The organism is Rhizobium sp. SAFR-030 (genome assembly GCF_059415005.1).
Genome location: NZ_JBPFDO010000004.1, coordinates 30,704 through 46,806 on the forward strand (window position 1 = coordinate 30,704; position 16,103 = coordinate 46,806).

Consider the following 16,103-nt stretch of genomic DNA (forward strand, 5'->3'; position numbering starts at 1 on the left):
TTCTCTCAGATCAACAACCCATCCCACATTATGCTCTTTATGGGACAGAGGCGAGGTCATATTTCGGAACTGAAACAACCGGAGTTAGCCTCATGTCTGCAACGACCACCAATCGAGCCGCTTGGCAGAAAGCACCAGGCGAGCCGCTGCAAGTCGGGGCCGCGCCCCTGCCACAGCCGGATGCAAACGAAATCCTGATCCGCAACGCAGCCATCGCGATCAACCCGATCGACTGGCTGTTACAGGACAACGCCATCCTGCCGTGGCTCGACTACCCGACGATCCTGGGCAGTGACGTAGCCGGCGAAATCGTTGCGATCGGCGATGGTGTCACGCGACTGAAGGTGGGGGATCGCGTCCTCGGCCAGGCGGTCGGCACGACGGTGAACAAGGCTGATCATGGCGCCTTCCAGGACCATACGATCGTGCTCGAGCACATGGCTTCGCCAATCCCGGATCAAATGACATTCATCGAAGCGGCCGTGCTTCCGCTCGGTCTCGGCACAGCCGCAAGCGGATTGTATGGAAGCACTCAACTGGCGTTAAGGCCGCCCACGGCGGCAGCAGTATCGAGCGCTGAGGTGGTGCTTGTATGGGGAGGATCGTCCAGCGTCGGATGTAACGCAATCCAGCTTGCGGTCGCGTCAGGGTACCGGTGCATAACCGTTGCGTCGGAAAGGAACGCGGAGATGCTCAAGAAGCTCGGCGCGACAGAAGTATTCGACTACAAGAGCGATACACTCGTCGATGACCTCGTCAATCGGCTGAGCGGGCAGCACCTTGCTGGCACGCTGCATGCGACCGGCGACATCGCCGCCTGCATGACCGTCGTCAGCCGTTGCGAAGGCGTGAGGAAGATCGCAGCGACCCTTCCGCCGCCCGAAGATCGACCGGCGAGCGTCGATGCAACTCACATTTTCGGAACGATGCTGAAGGACGACGATGTTGGACCAATGATCTACCGCGAGTTTCTTCCGAAAGGGCTCGCTGATGGCACCTTCGTCGCAGCACCTCCCGCGAAAATATCTGGTAGCGGGCTCGAAGCGCTCCAGGCGGCTTTGGAAGCTCAGAAGGCTGGCGTCACGGCAACGAAGATTGTCGTGACGTTGCCCTGACGTACGAACCGTCGCCATCTGAATCACATACCGGAGTAAGCACATGCTGATTGTTGCAGGCCACGTGTTCGTGGCTCCGTCCGAGGTCGATGCCTTTGTCGCGGACGCTCGTAGTACCTTGTCGATCGGCAGGGCCGCCAAAGGTAACCTGTTCTTCTCGTTTACATTAGACGATCCGGCCGAGGGAAGCGTGACGGTTCTGGAACGGTGGAACGACAGGGCCTCGCTTGATGCATACCTAGCCCGGCCGGAGGTCGTCGCGATCTTCACCCGTTGGTCTGGGCGAATGCGAAACGAGGTCAAGTTGTACGACGCCAGCAACGAACGATCGCCAAGGGATTGAAGGTGAACCCAGCCCCGATGGTGCGGCCAACAGGCCGGACGATCGGGGCACGACGCCGTCGACTTCGGCTGAAGAACTTGGTCGATTTGATATCGACCTAACGGACCTCAATCAGCGCTCGGTGGCATGAATACGGATAGGCTTTCCTTTGGCCATTACAAACCACGCGCGGTGCGTTAAGAGCAGGACCGGCTTGGCTCACGGGCCGCCATCGGCGCGCGCTGCAGTCGCCACTCTCTTTATCCGCGCTTGGAGATACGCACATTATCAAGATCATGGTCTTGCTGCACAGCACTGTCGGTGCGGATTGGCAGCCTCCGCCGAAGGGCACCAGCCTGAAGACGCTGGGCGAAGCCGAGGAAAAGGGTTTCATCGAAATCCGCGGCGAGTTTCAGAAACGACAGATCCGCCTGACGGCACTCGGCGTCCAGCATCTGGAACGTGACCGGCGGCGACTGGAAGCCCGCAGGACCTGAGAGTGGAAGAGCGCCGGCGTCCCTCCCGGCGCACCGTCATCCTCACGCGCCGGCGAAATCCACCAGCGAGAGATCCACGGACCAGTCGTAGTTCCCGGGAATGATCTCCTCGGGCCGCGGCGGCGCGAAGGCATGCGGAAGAAGCGCGTGACAGATCCTTGACGTCTCGCCTGCCGCCAGCACCCGGTCCTCGCGCAGGAATGCCCGATACGCGACGGAGGTCTGCCCCTTGAGCCTGCCAAGGAGCGTGAACGACAGGCGCTTCACGGCGGTCCGGTCGTTACCGTTCTTCAACTCGATCAGGATGGGCATGCCCGGATCGCGGCATGCCTCGGCATCCAGCCTTGCACTGGCGATCACGGCGTCGGTCCGGCCGCCTCGCTCGGCGTGCCCGAAGAACGTCGGAACGAAGACGATGGCCGCCACAAGGGCCGCGAGAGCTGCCAGTCCGGCGCCGATCCGGCGATCGATCAGGAACGCCAGGCCGATGACGAGGAAAGCGATGGCCGAAGTCCAAGCCATCAGGCGCCCCTCCGTCTCAAGAGAATTTTCATCCCCGGTAGATAGCGATCTTCGCGCGAAATGAAAGCGACGATGCCGGCAACCGCTTGCGACTGACAACACTTCGCCGTGCACAGCGTCGGCTCTCCCGGTGCACCGGGGCAATGGTGCGAGCCCGGCGTCTGATGGAAGCGAGCGCAGCCGCCCCTACCCCTCGCCCAGCACGTCGATCATCGCCCGCATGGCGCGCGTCACGTGCCGTTCGGAGTGGCGCAGAAGGAAGAACGGCCGGTTCGGCATCGGCAGGGCGGCAATCCGCAGCCGCCCCTGCGCCACATGCGCCTCGACCGCGCGGGAAGACAGGACGGCAGCACTTTCGCCCGCCTCGACCGCGGCGATGACTGCCTCGTTGGACGGCAATTCCAGCACCACCTGCAACTCGTCCGGCTGCAGCCCGAGACGCCGGATCTCCGTCTCGAAGGCGGCCCGCGTGCCGGATCCGGGCTCTCGCTGGATCCAGCTGGTTTCCAGACAATCGGCCGCAGACAATGAACGCCCGTCCGCCCAGGCATGACGTCCGCCGACGACCAGGACCAGCTGGTCCTCACCGACCCTGGTGACCGTCAGCGCATCCAGATCGACGTCACCCTCGACAACCGCGAGTTCCGCCCGGCCCGCCAGCACGGCTTCCGCAGCGCTATGGGTATTGCCGACCGTCAGCCCGAGATCCACCTGCGCATACTCTGCGTGGTAGCGCATCAATCGCTGCGGCAGCCAGTAGCTCGCCACCGTCTGGCTGGCGTGGATGCGCAGGCTTCCGCTGGCCGTGCCGGAGAGATCGGCAAGCAGGCGGGCCGCAACGGCCGCCTGATCGAGAAGCTTGCGCGCCTCCGGCAGGAAAAGCCGACCGGCCTCGGTCAGCTCGATGCCGCGCCCCACCCGGTTGAACAGCCGCACCGCATGGCGCGCCTCAAGCGCCGCGATCGCCGCACTGACCGAGGACTGCGTCAGGTTCAGCACCTCGGCCGCCCGCGTCACGTGCTGGCGCTCCGCCACTTCCAGGAAAATCCGCAGCTGTTCAAGGGTCATCGAATTTCGTTCGTCTAAAGCGATGGATTTGATCATACCAATCTGTTGGACCGCTGGAAATGCCTGCAGGAGAATAATAGCGCTCCGTTATCGGCAGGATCAGCACACCATGCTCTCGCATATTGCTCAGACGAAACGACCTACCCAGCCCTTCTCCGGACTGGCGGACGGCATCGCATCCGGTCTCCTGATTTGCGGCCTGATCGCCGGCGGCTGTCTTGCCTTCCGGACCCTCACCGGCTGGCAGGCTGTCAGCCCGCTGATCCTCGCCATCATCTGCGGGATGCTGGTCCGCAATCTCCCCGGCGTACCCAAGGCGGCCACAGCCGGCATCGGCTTTTCGCTGCGACGGCAGCTGCGGCTCGGCATCGTGCTGCTCGGGTTGCAGATCACCGCCGGCCAGGTTGTTGCGCTTGGCGCCGCCGGGCTCGTAACCGTCGTGGCGACGCTTGCCGCAACCTTCCTGGCGATCACCATGGTCGGGCGGTGGCTGGGGGTCGACCGCCAGACCACCGGCCTGATCGCGGCCGGCACCTCCGTCTGCGGCGCCTCGGCAGTGATCGCCGCCAATGCGGCTATCCGAGGTCGCGAGGAGGATGTTGCCTATGCGGTGGCCTGCGTGACGATCTTCGGCTCGATCTCGATGCTCGTCTACCCGCTGCTTGCCGCCCCGCTCGGCCTCGACGCCATGGCCTATGGTGTGTGGACCGGTGCGACCGTGCACGAGGTGGCGCAGGTGGTCGCGGCGACATTCCAGGCGGGCCACGAGGCCGGCGAATTCGGCACGATCTCGAAACTGGCGCGCGTTGTGCTGCTGGCGCCGCTGGTGATGATCCTCGGCCTGACGGCGTTCCGCACCGCGCGCGGCGAGCATTCCGCCGGAGCAGCGCCCTTTCCGTGGTTCGTAGTCGGCTTCATCGCCATGGCCGCGCTCAACAGCGTCGTCGACATTCCAAAGGCTTTGGAGGGACTGACCGCCCTCGCCAGCACGTTCCTGCTGGCGACCGGCCTTGCCGCGATGGGCCTGCAGACCGACATCCGCGCGTTGAGGGCCAAGGGTCTGCGGCCGCTGGCGCTCGGCGCCTTCGGCTGGCTGTTCATCTCGGTGTTCGGCTATGTGATGGTGACGCTGACCGGGCTTTGATCCCGACCGTCAGGTGTCCTTGGCCGCCGCTCTCAAGCCGCGCAGAAACAGCCCCTCCAGATAATGGGCGGCCTGCTCGAAGCGCTCCTTCCCGGCATCGGCACCGAGCACCGCCCGCACCTGCACGTCGAAATCGGCATAATGCTGGGTGGTCGACCAGATCGAGAAGATCAGGTGATGCGGATCGCAGGCGGCGATCTTTCCAGCCTCCGCCCAGCCGCGGATGATGCGCGCCTTCTCATCCACCAGTTCGCGCAACGGCCCCTTCAGCTCGTCTTCGATATGCGGAGCGCCTTGCAGGATTTCGTTGGCGAACAGCCGGCTCTCCCGCGGAAAGTCGCGGGACATTTCCAGCTTGCGGCGGATGTAGGAGCGGATCTCGGCCTCCGGATCGCCGTCTGCGTCGAAGGCCCTCAGCGGCTCCAGCCAGGTGAACAGCATGCGGTCGAGAAGCGTCCGGTGGATCGCTTCCTTTGTGCGAAAGTAGTAGAGAAGGTTGGGCTTCGACATGCCGGCCGCTTCGGCGATCTGGTCGATGGTCGAGCCACGGAACCCATAGGTGGAGAACACCCCGAGCGCGGCTTCGAGGATCTTCTCCTCCTTCTCCTCCTGGATGCGTGTCCGCCGCTGGGTCTTTGCCGCTCTCGCCACCATGCCGCCGCTTCCTCGGTGCACTGCGCGCCCCAATGGACGCAGATGCACAGTTTTTGATCCCGGATTTGAGCTGCCGGAATTCTGTTCATTTTTCCTGCCGCCAGACGCTTTTCGACTTGAGTGCGAGCCGGGACGTTGTAAGCTTTGTCCAACCGGTCAATTTATCGGCGACGCATTCGGCGAAGGCAAGTCCAAGGCAGCCCGACCCTCAAGAAGATGCGCGCCGGGCCGCCAGGGAACAGCAGCCGGGCATCGCACCCCACCAGGCTGAGCAATCGAAGGAATGAGCGAATGGTGGCAGCACCAGGCGAGAACTTGCGCGTCAACGGCGATCGGCTGTGGGACAGCCTCATGGAGATGGCGAAGATCGGCCCCGGCATTGCCGGCGGCAACAATCGCCAGACCCTGACGGATGCCGATAGTGAAGGTCGCCACCTGTTCAAGCGCTGGTGCGACGAGGCGGGTCTGACGACCGGCGTCGACCAAATGGGCACGATGTTTGCCACCCGCCCCGGCACCGATCCCGACGCCCTGCCCGTCTATGTCGGTAGTCACCTGGACACTCAGCCGACCGGCGGCAAGTATGATGGCGTGCTCGGCGTGCTGGCGGGCCTTGAGTTGATCCGGACGCTGAACGATCTCGGCATCCAGACAAAGCATCCGATCACCGTCACCAACTGGTCGAACGAGGAAGGCGCCCGCTTTGCACCGGCGATGCTGGCCTCCGGCGTGTTCGCCGGCATCCATCCGCTCGACTATGCCTATGCGCGCAAGGATCCCGAAGGCAAGACCTATGGCGACGAGCTGAAGCGCATCGGCTGGCTGGGCGACGAAGAGGTAGGCGCCCGAAAGATGCACGCCTATTTCGAATACCACATCGAGCAGGGGCCGATCCTCGAGGCGCAGAACAGGCAGATCGGCGTGGTGACGCACTGCCAGGGCCTCTGGTGGCTGGAATTCACGCTCACCGGACGCGAAGCGCATACCGGCTCGACGCCGATGACCATGCGCGTCAATGCCGGGCTTGCCTTTGGCCGCATTCTGGAAATGGTCCAGGCGGTGGCGATGGAAGAGCAGCCCGGTGCGGTAGCGGGCGTCGGCCAGGCGTTCTTCTCGCCCAATTCGCGCAACGTGCTGCCGGGCAAGGTGGTGTTTACCGTCGACATGCGCACGCCTTCCCAGGAGAAGCTCGATCGCATGCGGGCGAAGATCGAGGCGGAAGCCAAGAGCATCTGCGAAGCGCTCGGCGTCGGCTGCTCGGTGGAAGCGGTCGGCCATTTCGATCCGGTGACATTCGATCCGGCGCTGGTGGAGCGCGTCCGCTCGGCCGCCGACAAGCTCGGCTACAGCCACATGGACATCATCTCCGGCGCCGGCCACGATGCCTGCTGGGCCGCCCGGCTTGCGCCTTCGACGATGATCTTCTGCCCCTGCGTCGAAGGCATCAGCCACAACGAGGCTGAGGAGATCTCCAGCGAATGGGCCGCTAACGGCTGCGACGTGCTGTTCCACGCGGTGCTGGAAACGGCGGAGATTGTGGGGTGACCGTTTTCGCGTTACATTCGGGACGTAGCGCAGTCTCGGAGAGAGAGCCGTGTCGCCCTCAACAGAAAATCTGGTCCTTGAGATGCTGCGCGCGATCCGCGCGACGCAGGAGAAGCACTCCAAAGACCTTCTGGAAATCAAGGAATGGCTTGGTTTTCTGGAGCAGCAATACGCCAGCATTTCGCGCCGAGTTGACCTTATCGACCAGCGGCTCGACCGTGTGGAAAGACGTCTCGAACTCGTCGAGGTCTGAGACCTTTGACCGGCACGCCGGTGGGTGCGGGACGGCAAGATACGCGAACGCGGCTTGCGCAGGGACCGGTCCACGTGCGGTCCCGTCCCTTGGAACGTCCCGGCAGGCCCCGTCGGCGGGGATCTGGAACTCCAGCAGGAGAACCGCCGGCTGCAATGGGCTGTTCCACGCCGTGCTGGAAACCTCGGGGGTTGTGGGGTAGGCGATGGACCATCTGGGGCGGCTGATCGACCATGTTCATCTCCGTGTCGCCGACGTGGAGGCAAGCTTCCGCTTCTACTCGGCGATCCTGCAGGCTCTTGGTCGGCCCCTGACCCGCGATGGCAGCGACTTCTGGTCCGACGAGCTCTACGTCTCCCCGGCCGACGACTACATTTCGCGCATTCATCTCGCCTTCCAGGCCTCGGGAGAGGAGGACGTGCGGCGCTTTCATACGGCAGGCCTCGGCGCGGGCGGCGGCGACAACGGTGCGCCCGGTCCGCGCGACTATCATCCCGGCTATTTCGGTGCCTTCCTGATCGATCCCGACGGCAACAATATCGAGGCCGTCTGGCACGGCGAAACCCGCAGATCCGCCGACAGCATTTCCGTCGAGCGCATCGGCCAGCCACAGGCGGAGCCGCAAGGGTGACGATCGCAACCCACGGGAGACCAGCATGACCACAGTCATCAAGAACGGCACGATCGTCACCGCCGACCTCACCTACAAGGCGGACGTCAAGATCGACGGCGGCAAGATCATCGAGATCGGCCCCAATCTCTCCGGCGACACCGTGCTCGACGCAACGGACTGCTACGTCATGCCGGGCGGCATCGATCCGCACGTGCACCTCGAAATGCCGTTCATGGGCACCTATTCCGCCGACGATTTCGAAAGCGGCACGCGCGCGGCGCTTTCCGGCGGCACCACCATGGTCGTCGATTTCTGTCTGCCCGATCCCGGCCAGTCGCTGCTCGATGCGCTGAAGCGCTGGGACAACAAGGCGACCCGCGCCACCTGCGACTATTCCTTCCACATGGCCGTCACCTGGTGGGGCGAGCAGGTCTTCAACGACATGAAGACCGTCGTTCAGGACAAAGGCATCAACACCTTCAAGCACTTCATGGCCTACAAGGGCGCGCTGATGGTGAACGACGACGAGATGTTCGCCTCGTTCTCGCGCTGCGCCGAACTGGGTGCGCTGCCGCTCGTGCATGCGGAAAACGGCGACGTGGTCGCCGCCATGCAGCAAAAACTGATGGACGAAGGCAATGACGGACCCGAGGCGCATGCCTATTCGCGGCCGGCCTCGGTCGAGGGCGAGGCAACCAATCGCGCCATCATCATCGCCGACATGGCCGGCAGCCCGCTCTACGTTGTCCACACGTCCTGCGAACAGGCGCATGAGGCGATACGCCGGGCGCGGCAGTCCGGCATGCGGGTCTATGGCGAACCGCTGATCCAGCACCTGACGCTCGACGAGAGCGAATATGCCAACCCGGACTGGGACCACGCGGCCCGCCGGGTGATGTCGCCGCCGTTCCGCAACAAGCAGCACCAGGACAGTCTCTGGGCGGGGCTTGCCTCCGGCTCGCTGCAGGTGGTGGCGACTGACCATTGCGCCTTTACCACCGCGCAGAAGCGCACCGGGCTTGGTGATTTCCGCAAGATCCCGAACGGCACCGGCGGTCTGGAAGATCGCCTGCCGATGCTGTGGACCCACGGCGTCGTGACTGGCCGCATCACCATGAACGAGTTCGTCGCGGTAACCTCGACCAATATCGCAAAAATCCTCAACCTCTATCCGCGGAAGGGCGCGATCCTTGTCGGCGCCGATGCCGATATCGTCGTCCTCGACCCGAACAAATCGAAGACCATCACCGCCGGCAGCCAGCAGTCGGCGATCGACTACAACGTTTTCGAGGGCAAGCAGGTCAAAGGCCTGCCGCGCTTCACGCTGACGCGCGGCGTCGTTGCCATCGAGGACGGCATGGTGAAGACGCGCGAGGGCCATGGGGCATTCGTCGCCCGCGAACCCTTCCCTGCCGTCTCGCGGGCGCTGTCGACCTGGAAGGAATTGACGGCTCCCCGCAAGGTGGAGCGGTCGGGCATCCCGGCGAGTGGAGTGTGATGATGGGCAAGAGGACGCGGCGCGCTGCTTACCGCTTCTGCTCGCTTCCTCTCAAGGCGAAAGAGGATCGAACCGCTGCGGCCTATCCAATCTCCCCCCTTGAGGGGGAGATGTCACGAAGTGACAGAGGGGGGCATCTTGCCTTGGAGACGGGCCATGACGCATTTTGAAGTTGCTACGGCCAATCGAAAGAATGCCAAGCGCATGAGGCGAGCGCTGACAGACGCCGAGCTGAAGCTCTGGAACGAGCTTCGAGCCCATCGACTGATGGGTCTGAGCTTCCGCCGGCAGATGCCAGTCGCCGGCTATATCGTCGATTTTGCATGCCCGTCGCACAAACTGGTTGTCGAGGTCGATGGCTCGCAACATGGCAATGACGTCGATCAGGAATATGACCGCTCTCGAACGGAGCAACTGGAGTCCGTCGGCTGGAAGGTCTTGCGGGTCTGGAATGACGAAGTCCTGAACAATATCGACGATGTTTGCTCAGGCATCATCCGCACGATCGGCGTGGAGCACTTTGTGCGAAGTGACCGTGGCTCACCCCCCTCTGCCCTGCCGGGCATCTCCCCCTCAAGGGGGGAGATTGGCTGGAGCCTCCCATCAGATCTTCACCAACCTATCCAGCTCCGGCAGCAGCACAACGCTTTCCTGCTCGTTCGGATCGGTACGGGCGATGATCGCGGTCGCCGGCTCGTCGGACGAATTCGCCGGCAGGTGCGGCACGCCGGCGGGAATGTAGAACAGCTCGCCGGCGCTGACGACGACGTGGTTCTCCAGCCGCTCGCCGTACCAGGTGTCGGCCCTGCCCGACAGCATGTAGATCGCCGTCTCGTGGTTCTCGTGAAGATGGGCCTTCGCCCGCGCGCCCGGCGGGATCGTCAGGATGTGCATGCAGATGCCCTGGGCGCCGACCGTTTCGGCGGCGATGCCGGCAAAATAGCTCAGCCCCTGTTTTCCGTCATAGGTGGCGCCCGGCTTCACCAGCCGGCAGGTGGGCTTTGCTGATGTGTCCATGGCAACCATCCTCCCTCGACCCGACCCGCACCCGCCGTGGTGGCAAGGGCGGCCAGCCCCTCAACCCGATGATAGCAGAAAACATGGCCCGTCAAATGCCCAACCTTTGCCACCCCGGAGCCAGGCGATGACCGCCGCCTCCGTCGTCTCCGCCCGTGGCCTCGGGCTGACCTTCGAGACCGGCGACGGTCCGGTGCATGCGCTGTCAGAGGTCAACCTCGATATCCGCAAGGGCGATTTCGTGTCGTTCATCGGTCCGTCCGGCTGCGGCAAGACGACGTTCCTGCGGGTCATCGCCGATCTCGAAAAACACACGGCCGGCTCGATCGAGATCAACGGCATGACGCCGGAACAGGCAAGGCTTGCGCGCGCCTATGGCTACGTCTTCCAGGCGCCGGCGCTTTATCCGTGGCGGACAATCGACAAGAACATCGCCCTGCCGTTGGAGATCATGGGCTACAGCGCCGCTGAACAGAAACAGCGCGTCGAGCGGACGCTGGAGCTCGTCAACCTCGGAGGGTTCGGAAAGAAGTTTCCCTGGCAGCTGTCGGGCGGAATGCAGCAGCGGGCATCGATTGCCCGCGCGCTCGCCTTCGATGCCGACCTGCTGTTGATGGACGAGCCGTTCGGCGCGCTCGACGAGATCGTCCGCGATCACCTGAACGAGCAGCTGTTGAAGCTCTGGGCAACGACGAACAAGACCATCTGTTTCGTCACCCACTCGATCCCGGAGGCGGTGTATCTGTCGACGAAAATCGTCGTCATGAGCCCGCGGCCGGGCCGTGTCATCGACGTCATCGAATCGACGCTGCCGCGCGACCGCCCGCTCGACATCCGCGAGACACCGGAATTTTTACAGATCGCCCACCGTGTGCGCCAGGGCCTGAAGGCGGGGCATTCTTATGAGGAGTAGTGTTTGCTACATTTCTCCTTCGTACCGGCACTCTCCTCACTTGAAGGGCTTTCAGGAGGGGGAAGACGACCCCCTCTGGCCTGCCGGCCATCTCCCCCACAAGGGGGGAGAAGACATGCGGCCACGCCCGAACCGCATCGACAAGGGCGAGGCTGGGTTAAGCCCTCCCCCTTGTGGGGAGGGTTTGGGAGGGGAAACGGCTCGCTCAGCACTCGGTGGAAGGCACGCTCACATGCCGCATTCCAACATCGACGCAAAAACGCGTAGACGGGCAAGATCGCTTCGTCGCGAACTGACGAAAGCCGAGCGGGAGATGTGGGATCTTCTGCGGGATTTTCGCGAGACGCGAGTCGGCGTCCTGCGGCGCCCCCCTCTGTCCTGCCGGACATGTCCCCCACACGGGGGGAGATCGGATGGGCGCACCGGCGTCATTCTGACTGTCACCCAGCAAAGTGAAAAGCAACTGGTGCCTGAAAGGTGGGGCAGGACGACTCCGCGAGTCGATCTCCCCCCGTGTGGGGGAGATGTCCGGCAGGACAGAGGGGGGTGCAAATCAGCCCGACAGATTGGCAGGCGATTTAGGGGCATTGGTGAGACGCCAGGCAGGCCGCAGGAGCCGGCCCCATGATCCGAACCCCGTCTCTCTTCCGCGACCGGGTCCTGCCCGTGCTCACCGTAATCGCCGTCATCCTCGTCGTCTGGCACGGTTTCGTCGTCTACCTGAACGCGCCCTTTGTGAGAGACCAGGCGGCACGCGCCAACGAGACGGTGACGCTCGGTCAGATCGTCCAGCGCACCTTTGCCCAGGATCGGCCGGTGCTGCCTGCCCCGCACCAGATCGCCGTCGAGCTCTGGGATACCACCATCAACAAGGCAATCACCTCCAAGCGCAGCCTCGTCTACCATGCGTGGATCACGCTCTCGGCGACGCTCGCCGGCTTTGCCATGGGCACCGTGCTCGGCATCGTGCTCGCCGTCGGCATCGTCCACAACCGGGCCATGGACCGCTCGCTGATGCCCTGGGTGATCGCCAGCCAGACGATCCCGATCCTTGCTATCGCGCCGATGATCATCGTCGTGCTGAACTCGATCGGCATTTCCGGGCTGATGCCGAAGGCGCTGATCTCCACCTATCTTTCGTTCTTCCCGATCGTCGTCGGCATGGTGAAGGGCCTGCGCAGCCCCGACACGCTGCTGATCGACCTGATGCACACCTACGGCGCCAGTCCGGGCCAGACCTTCTGGAAACTGCGCTGGCCGGCCTCGATGCCCTATTTGTTCACCTCGCTGAAGGTGGCGATCGCCATCTCGCTGGTCGGCGCGATCGTCGGCGAACTGCCGACCGGAGCGGTCGCCGGCCTCGGCGCGCGGTTGCTGTCAGGCTCCTATTACGGCCAGACGATCCAGATCTGGGCGGCCCTTTTCATGGCGGCCGGTCTTGCCGCCCTGCTGGTCGCAATCGTCGGATTTGCCCATACCCGGGTGCTGAAGCGCATGGGGGCAAAGCCATGAGCGCCTACCTAATGTTTGCCGTCCTGTTCTGGATCTGCGCCTGGGGGCTCAACGAATACCTGGTGCGGCTGAAGCCGGCGAGCGCTTCAATCTCACGGCTGATCGGCATTGCCGTGCCGCTGATCTTCGGCGCCACGCTGCTGGTCATCTGGGAATGCCTCGTGTGCGGGCTGAACATCCCGCCCATCCTGCTGCCGGCACCGTCGGCGATCTGGGTCCGGCTGACCAACTCGCTGCCGATCCTCTGGGCGGATTTCCAGCAGACCTTCCTCAAATCGGTGATCACCGGCTACATCGCCGGCTGCGGGCTGGGCTTCCTCGTCGCCATTCTCATCGACCGCTCGCCCTTCCTGCAGAAGGGCCTGCTGCCGATCGGCAATTTTGTCGCCGCCCTTCCCGTCGTCGGCGTGGCACCGATCATGGTCATGTGGTTCGGCTTCGACTGGCCCTCCAAGGTCGCCGTCGTCGTCATCATGACCTTCTTCCCGATGCTGGTGAACACCGTGCAGGGGCTTTCTGCCGCAAGCCATATGGAACGCGACCTGATGCGCACCTATGCGGCCGGCTGGTGGCCGACGCTCATCAAGCTGCGGCTGCCGGCGGCCTGGCCTTTCATCTTCAACGCGCTCAAGATCAACTCGACGCTGGCGCTGATCGGCGCCATCGTTGCAGAATTCTTCGGCACCCCGATCGTCGGCATGGGGTTCCGGATTTCCACGGAAGTGGGACGCAGCAATGTCGACATGGTCTGGGCCGAGATCGCGGTTGCCGCACTCGCCGGCTCGATCTTCTACGGATTGGTGGCACTCGCAGAACGCGCGGTCACCTTCTGGCATCCTTCCGTCCGCGGTGGACGGAGGTAACGATAAAAAAGGGAACGAAATCATGACAATCCGGATCGCATCGCTGATGCTGGCGGCCGCCGTGTCGCTGACCGCACTGCAGGCTGCCGCCGCCGACAAGGTGACGCTGCAGCTGAAATGGGTGACGCAGGCGCAGTTCGCCGGCTACTACGTCGCCAAGGAAAAGGGTTTCTACGAAGCCGAAGGCCTCGATGTCGAGATCAAGCCGGGCGGCCCCGACATCGCACCGCCGCAGGTTCTGGCCGGCGGCGGCGCCGACGTCATCGTCGACTGGATGCCGTCTGCGCTCGCAACCCGCGAAAAGGGCGTTCCGCTCGTCAACATCGCCCAGCCGTTCAAGTCTTCGGGCATGATGCTGACCTGCCTCAAGGAGACCGGCATCACCAAGCCGGCCGACTTCAAGGGCAAGACGCTCGGCGTCTGGTTCTTCGGCAACGAGTATCCGTTCCTCTCGTGGATGGCGACGCTCGGCATCAAGACCGACGGTTCGGCCGAAGGCGTAAAGGTGCTGAAGCAGGGCTTCAATGTCGATCCTCTGCTGCAGAAGCAGGCGGCCTGCATCTCGACGATGACCTACAACGAGTACTGGCAGGTCATCGACGCCGGCATCAAGCCCGACCAGCTGGTGACCTTCAAGTACGAGGACGAAGGCGTGGCGACCCTGGAAGACGGTCTCTACGTGCTGGAAGACAAGTTGAAGGATCCGGCCTTCAAGGAGAAGATGGTCAAGTTCGTCCGCGCTTCGATGAAGGGCTGGAAATATGCCGAGAGCAATGCCGACGAGGCAGCCGGGATCGTTCTCGAAAACGATGCCTCCGGCGCCCAGACCGAAGTTCACCAGAAGCGCATGATGGGCGAAGTGGCGAAGCTCACCGCCGGCTCCAACGGCGCGCTGGATGAGCCCGACTACAAGCGCACGGTCAAGACGCTGCTTGGCGGCGGCTCGGATCCGGTGATCTCCAAGGAGCCGACCGGCGCCTACACCATGGACATCACCAATGCCGCGCTGAAGTAACGAACAAGAAGGACGCGCTATCCGAAGCGCGTCCTTCTTTACCTTCCTGGCAGCAATCCACCGCCATAACAGTGCCGGGATTGATCGGCATTGATTGCACCGCTACACGTCATCACGTTTTGTTGTGTAACGACCTTGCGGGCACGAATGCGCGTAACCAGTTACAGATGAAATTGCCGGGAGTGGGCGGAGGACGACGAAGTGCAGCGGCAGCCGCTTTGCTTCGTTACATCGGCAACGGTTCGAATGAACCTGCCGGGCCTTATCCGAGCGCATCCCGCAGATGACGATTGCCTGCGTTTTGCTTTATCCGGATCGGACGTGCCCATGGTTTCCCGACTGCCTTCTCTCGCCACCGCCCTGATTGCGCTTGCAGCGACGACGGTCTCGCCGTTGCCGGGCTTGGCGCAGGACCAGCAGCCGGCAGCAGGTCAGGAAGGCCAGCGCACGGAAAGCCGCCTGCCGTCGATCGTCGTGACGGAGGTCGTCACCCGGCCGATGACCGACAGCGTCGTTGCGAGCGGCACCGTCCGCCCGGTCCAGGAAATCTTCGTGCAGCCGCTCGTCGAGGGCCTGTCGATCAAGTCGCTGAACGTCGATGTCGGCGACCGCGTCAAGGCCGGCGACGTGATGGCGGAGCTCAACAACGATGCGCTGCTGCTGGAGAAGAGCCAGCTGGAGGCCAACCGCGCCAAGGCGGAAGCAGGCCTTGCCCAGTACAAGGCACAGGTGATCGAGGCGCAGGCGAATGCCGATGATGCGGTTCGCCAGCGTGACCGGTCGGTCAATCTCAGCAGGAACGGCACCGTCTCGACCTCGCAGGTCGAGCAGCAGACTGCCTCGGCCGAAGCCGCGCTTGCCCGGCTAAACGCGTCCAAGCAGGCGGTCGCCGTCGGCGAGGCCGACATCAAGGTCGTCGACGCGCAGATCAAGGATCTCGACCTGAAGCTCGAGCGGACCGAGATCAAGGCACCTGTCGACGGCGTCGTATCGGTGCGTGATGCCAAGGTCGGCGCGATTGCCGCCGGCAGCGGCACGCCGCTGTTTACGATGATCCTCGATGGCGCGGTGGAACTGGTCGCCGACGTCTCGGAAAGCAATATCCGGCGCATCCGCCAGGGCATGCCCGCCCGCATCACATTCGCCGGCGCCCGCGACACGTTGCCCGGCACCGTCCGTCTGGTCTCTCCGGTCATCGATCCGGCGACCCGTCTCGGCTCGGTGCACATCGTCGTCGACGCCAACAGCGGCGCCCGCTCCGGTATGTACGGCAATGCCAGGATCATCATCGAGGAAACCACGTCACTGACGCTGCCGCAGTCGGCGGTGACCACGGAACGCACCGGCGCCATCGCCCGCAGGGTTGACGACAACGTCGTCAAGCAGGTGTCGATCGAGACCGGCATCCAGGACCAGGGCTACGTGCAGATCCTCAAGGGGCTCGAAGCCGGGGATCTGGTCGTTGCCAAGGCCGGCGCCTTCGTGCGTGATGGGGACCGCATTTCGCCCGTGCCTGCCGAACCCGTAGCCGCCAATTGAAGGGCTCAGATCG

At 63.7% G+C, this 16,103-nt stretch carries 17 protein-coding genes and 1 pseudogene; 14 read left to right on the forward strand and 4 right to left on the reverse strand.

What is annotated here, in order from left to right:
• The first annotated feature begins 92 nt into the window (after positions 1-92).
• From ACR65N_RS13020 to ACR65N_RS13030, 3 genes are all read left to right on the forward strand, one after another.
• Complete coding sequence (locus tag ACR65N_RS13020) at positions 93-1,115, forward strand: zinc-binding alcohol dehydrogenase family protein (protein WP_440457370.1); 1,023 nt, start codon at positions 93-95, stop codon at positions 1,113-1,115.
• A gap of 43 nt (positions 1,116-1,158) precedes the next feature.
• Complete coding sequence (locus ACR65N_RS13025; RefSeq protein ID WP_430304329.1) at positions 1,159-1,458, forward strand: putative quinol monooxygenase; 300 nt, start codon at positions 1,159-1,161, stop codon at positions 1,456-1,458.
• A gap of 275 nt (positions 1,459-1,733) precedes the next feature.
• Positions 1,734-1,934, forward strand: a complete 201-nt coding sequence (locus ACR65N_RS13030) for a hypothetical protein (protein WP_440457371.1) — start codon at positions 1,734-1,736, stop codon at positions 1,932-1,934.
• 42 nt (positions 1,935-1,976) lie between these two features.
• Here the strand turns inward: ACR65N_RS13030 and ACR65N_RS13035 are convergent, their stop codons facing one another.
• The gene (locus ACR65N_RS13035) at positions 1,977-2,570 is read right to left on the reverse strand and encodes a hypothetical protein (protein ID WP_440457372.1); all 594 of its coding nucleotides are present in this window, start codon (positions 2,568-2,570) and stop codon (positions 1,977-1,979) included.
• Positions 2,571-2,642: 72 nt separating this feature from the next.
• On the reverse strand, positions 2,643-3,524 hold the full coding sequence (locus tag ACR65N_RS13040) for a LysR family transcriptional regulator (protein ID WP_440457373.1): 882 nt from the start codon (positions 3,522-3,524) through the stop codon (positions 2,643-2,645).
• Between the two features lie 109 nt (positions 3,525-3,633).
• Here ACR65N_RS13040 and ACR65N_RS13045 point away from each other — a divergent pair, with 109 nt between their 5' ends.
• Entirely contained in the window at positions 3,634-4,668 is a 1,035-nt protein-coding gene (locus ACR65N_RS13045) for a YeiH family protein (protein ID WP_440457374.1), read from the forward strand.
• A 9-nt stretch (positions 4,669-4,677) separates the two neighbouring features.
• Here ACR65N_RS13045 and ACR65N_RS13050 read toward each other — a convergent pair whose 3' ends face one another.
• Complete coding sequence (locus ACR65N_RS13050; protein WP_440457375.1) at positions 4,678-5,322, reverse strand: TetR family transcriptional regulator C-terminal domain-containing protein; 645 nt, start codon at positions 5,320-5,322, stop codon at positions 4,678-4,680.
• Between the two features lie 291 nt (positions 5,323-5,613).
• Between ACR65N_RS13050 and ACR65N_RS13055 the strand changes: the two genes are divergently transcribed.
• From ACR65N_RS13055 to ACR65N_RS13075, 5 genes and pseudogenes are all read left to right on the forward strand, one after another.
• Complete coding sequence (locus tag ACR65N_RS13055) at positions 5,614-6,867, forward strand: Zn-dependent hydrolase (protein WP_440457376.1); 1,254 nt, start codon at positions 5,614-5,616, stop codon at positions 6,865-6,867.
• Positions 6,868-6,916: 49 nt separating this feature from the next.
• On the forward strand, positions 6,917-7,120 hold the full coding sequence (locus ACR65N_RS13060; RefSeq protein WP_440457377.1) for a hypothetical protein: 204 nt from the start codon (positions 6,917-6,919) through the stop codon (positions 7,118-7,120).
• 205 nt (positions 7,121-7,325) lie between these two features.
• A complete protein-coding gene (locus ACR65N_RS13065; protein ID WP_440457378.1) occupies positions 7,326-7,751 on the forward strand; it encodes a VOC family protein in 426 nt (141 codons plus the stop codon).
• 25 nt (positions 7,752-7,776) lie between these two features.
• A complete protein-coding gene (gene hydA, locus ACR65N_RS13070) occupies positions 7,777-9,231 on the forward strand; it encodes a dihydropyrimidinase (protein ID WP_440457379.1) in 1,455 nt (484 codons plus the stop codon).
• 156 nt (positions 9,232-9,387) lie between these two features.
• Positions 9,388-9,741, forward strand: a pseudogene (locus ACR65N_RS13075) (endonuclease domain-containing protein); the annotation flags it as partial.
• Between the two features lie 93 nt (positions 9,742-9,834).
• Here ACR65N_RS13075 and ACR65N_RS13080 read toward each other — a convergent pair.
• Positions 9,835-10,248, reverse strand: coding sequence for a cupin domain-containing protein (locus ACR65N_RS13080; RefSeq protein WP_440457380.1), 414 nt, complete (start codon positions 10,246-10,248; stop codon positions 9,835-9,837).
• Between the two features lie 127 nt (positions 10,249-10,375).
• On the opposite strand from ACR65N_RS13080, the gene ACR65N_RS13085 reads away from it, so the two are divergent.
• The 5 genes from ACR65N_RS13085 to ACR65N_RS13105 all read left to right on the forward strand — a co-directional run bounded on the left by ACR65N_RS13085 (position 10,376) and on the right by ACR65N_RS13105 (position 16,090).
• Positions 10,376-11,161, forward strand: a complete 786-nt coding sequence (locus ACR65N_RS13085; protein WP_440457381.1) for an ABC transporter ATP-binding protein — start codon at positions 10,376-10,378, stop codon at positions 11,159-11,161.
• 624 nt (positions 11,162-11,785) lie between these two features.
• Positions 11,786-12,673 carry an ABC transporter permease gene (locus ACR65N_RS13090; RefSeq protein ID WP_440457382.1) on the forward strand — a complete coding sequence of 296 codons (888 nt, stop codon included), beginning with the start codon at positions 11,786-11,788 and terminating at the stop codon, positions 12,671-12,673.
• Complete coding sequence (locus tag ACR65N_RS13095; RefSeq protein ID WP_440457383.1) at positions 12,670-13,536, forward strand: ABC transporter permease; 867 nt, start codon at positions 12,670-12,672, stop codon at positions 13,534-13,536. The genes ACR65N_RS13090 and ACR65N_RS13095 overlap by 4 nt, the downstream gene beginning before the upstream one ends.
• Before the next feature lie 22 nt (positions 13,537-13,558).
• Positions 13,559-14,551, forward strand: a complete 993-nt coding sequence (locus ACR65N_RS13100; RefSeq protein WP_440457384.1) for an ABC transporter substrate-binding protein — start codon at positions 13,559-13,561, stop codon at positions 14,549-14,551.
• Positions 14,552-14,878: 327 nt separating this feature from the next.
• Positions 14,879-16,090 carry an efflux RND transporter periplasmic adaptor subunit gene (locus ACR65N_RS13105; RefSeq protein ID WP_440457385.1) on the forward strand — a complete coding sequence of 404 codons (1,212 nt, stop codon included), beginning with the start codon at positions 14,879-14,881 and terminating at the stop codon, positions 16,088-16,090.
• Positions 16,091-16,103 lie beyond the last annotated feature (13 nt).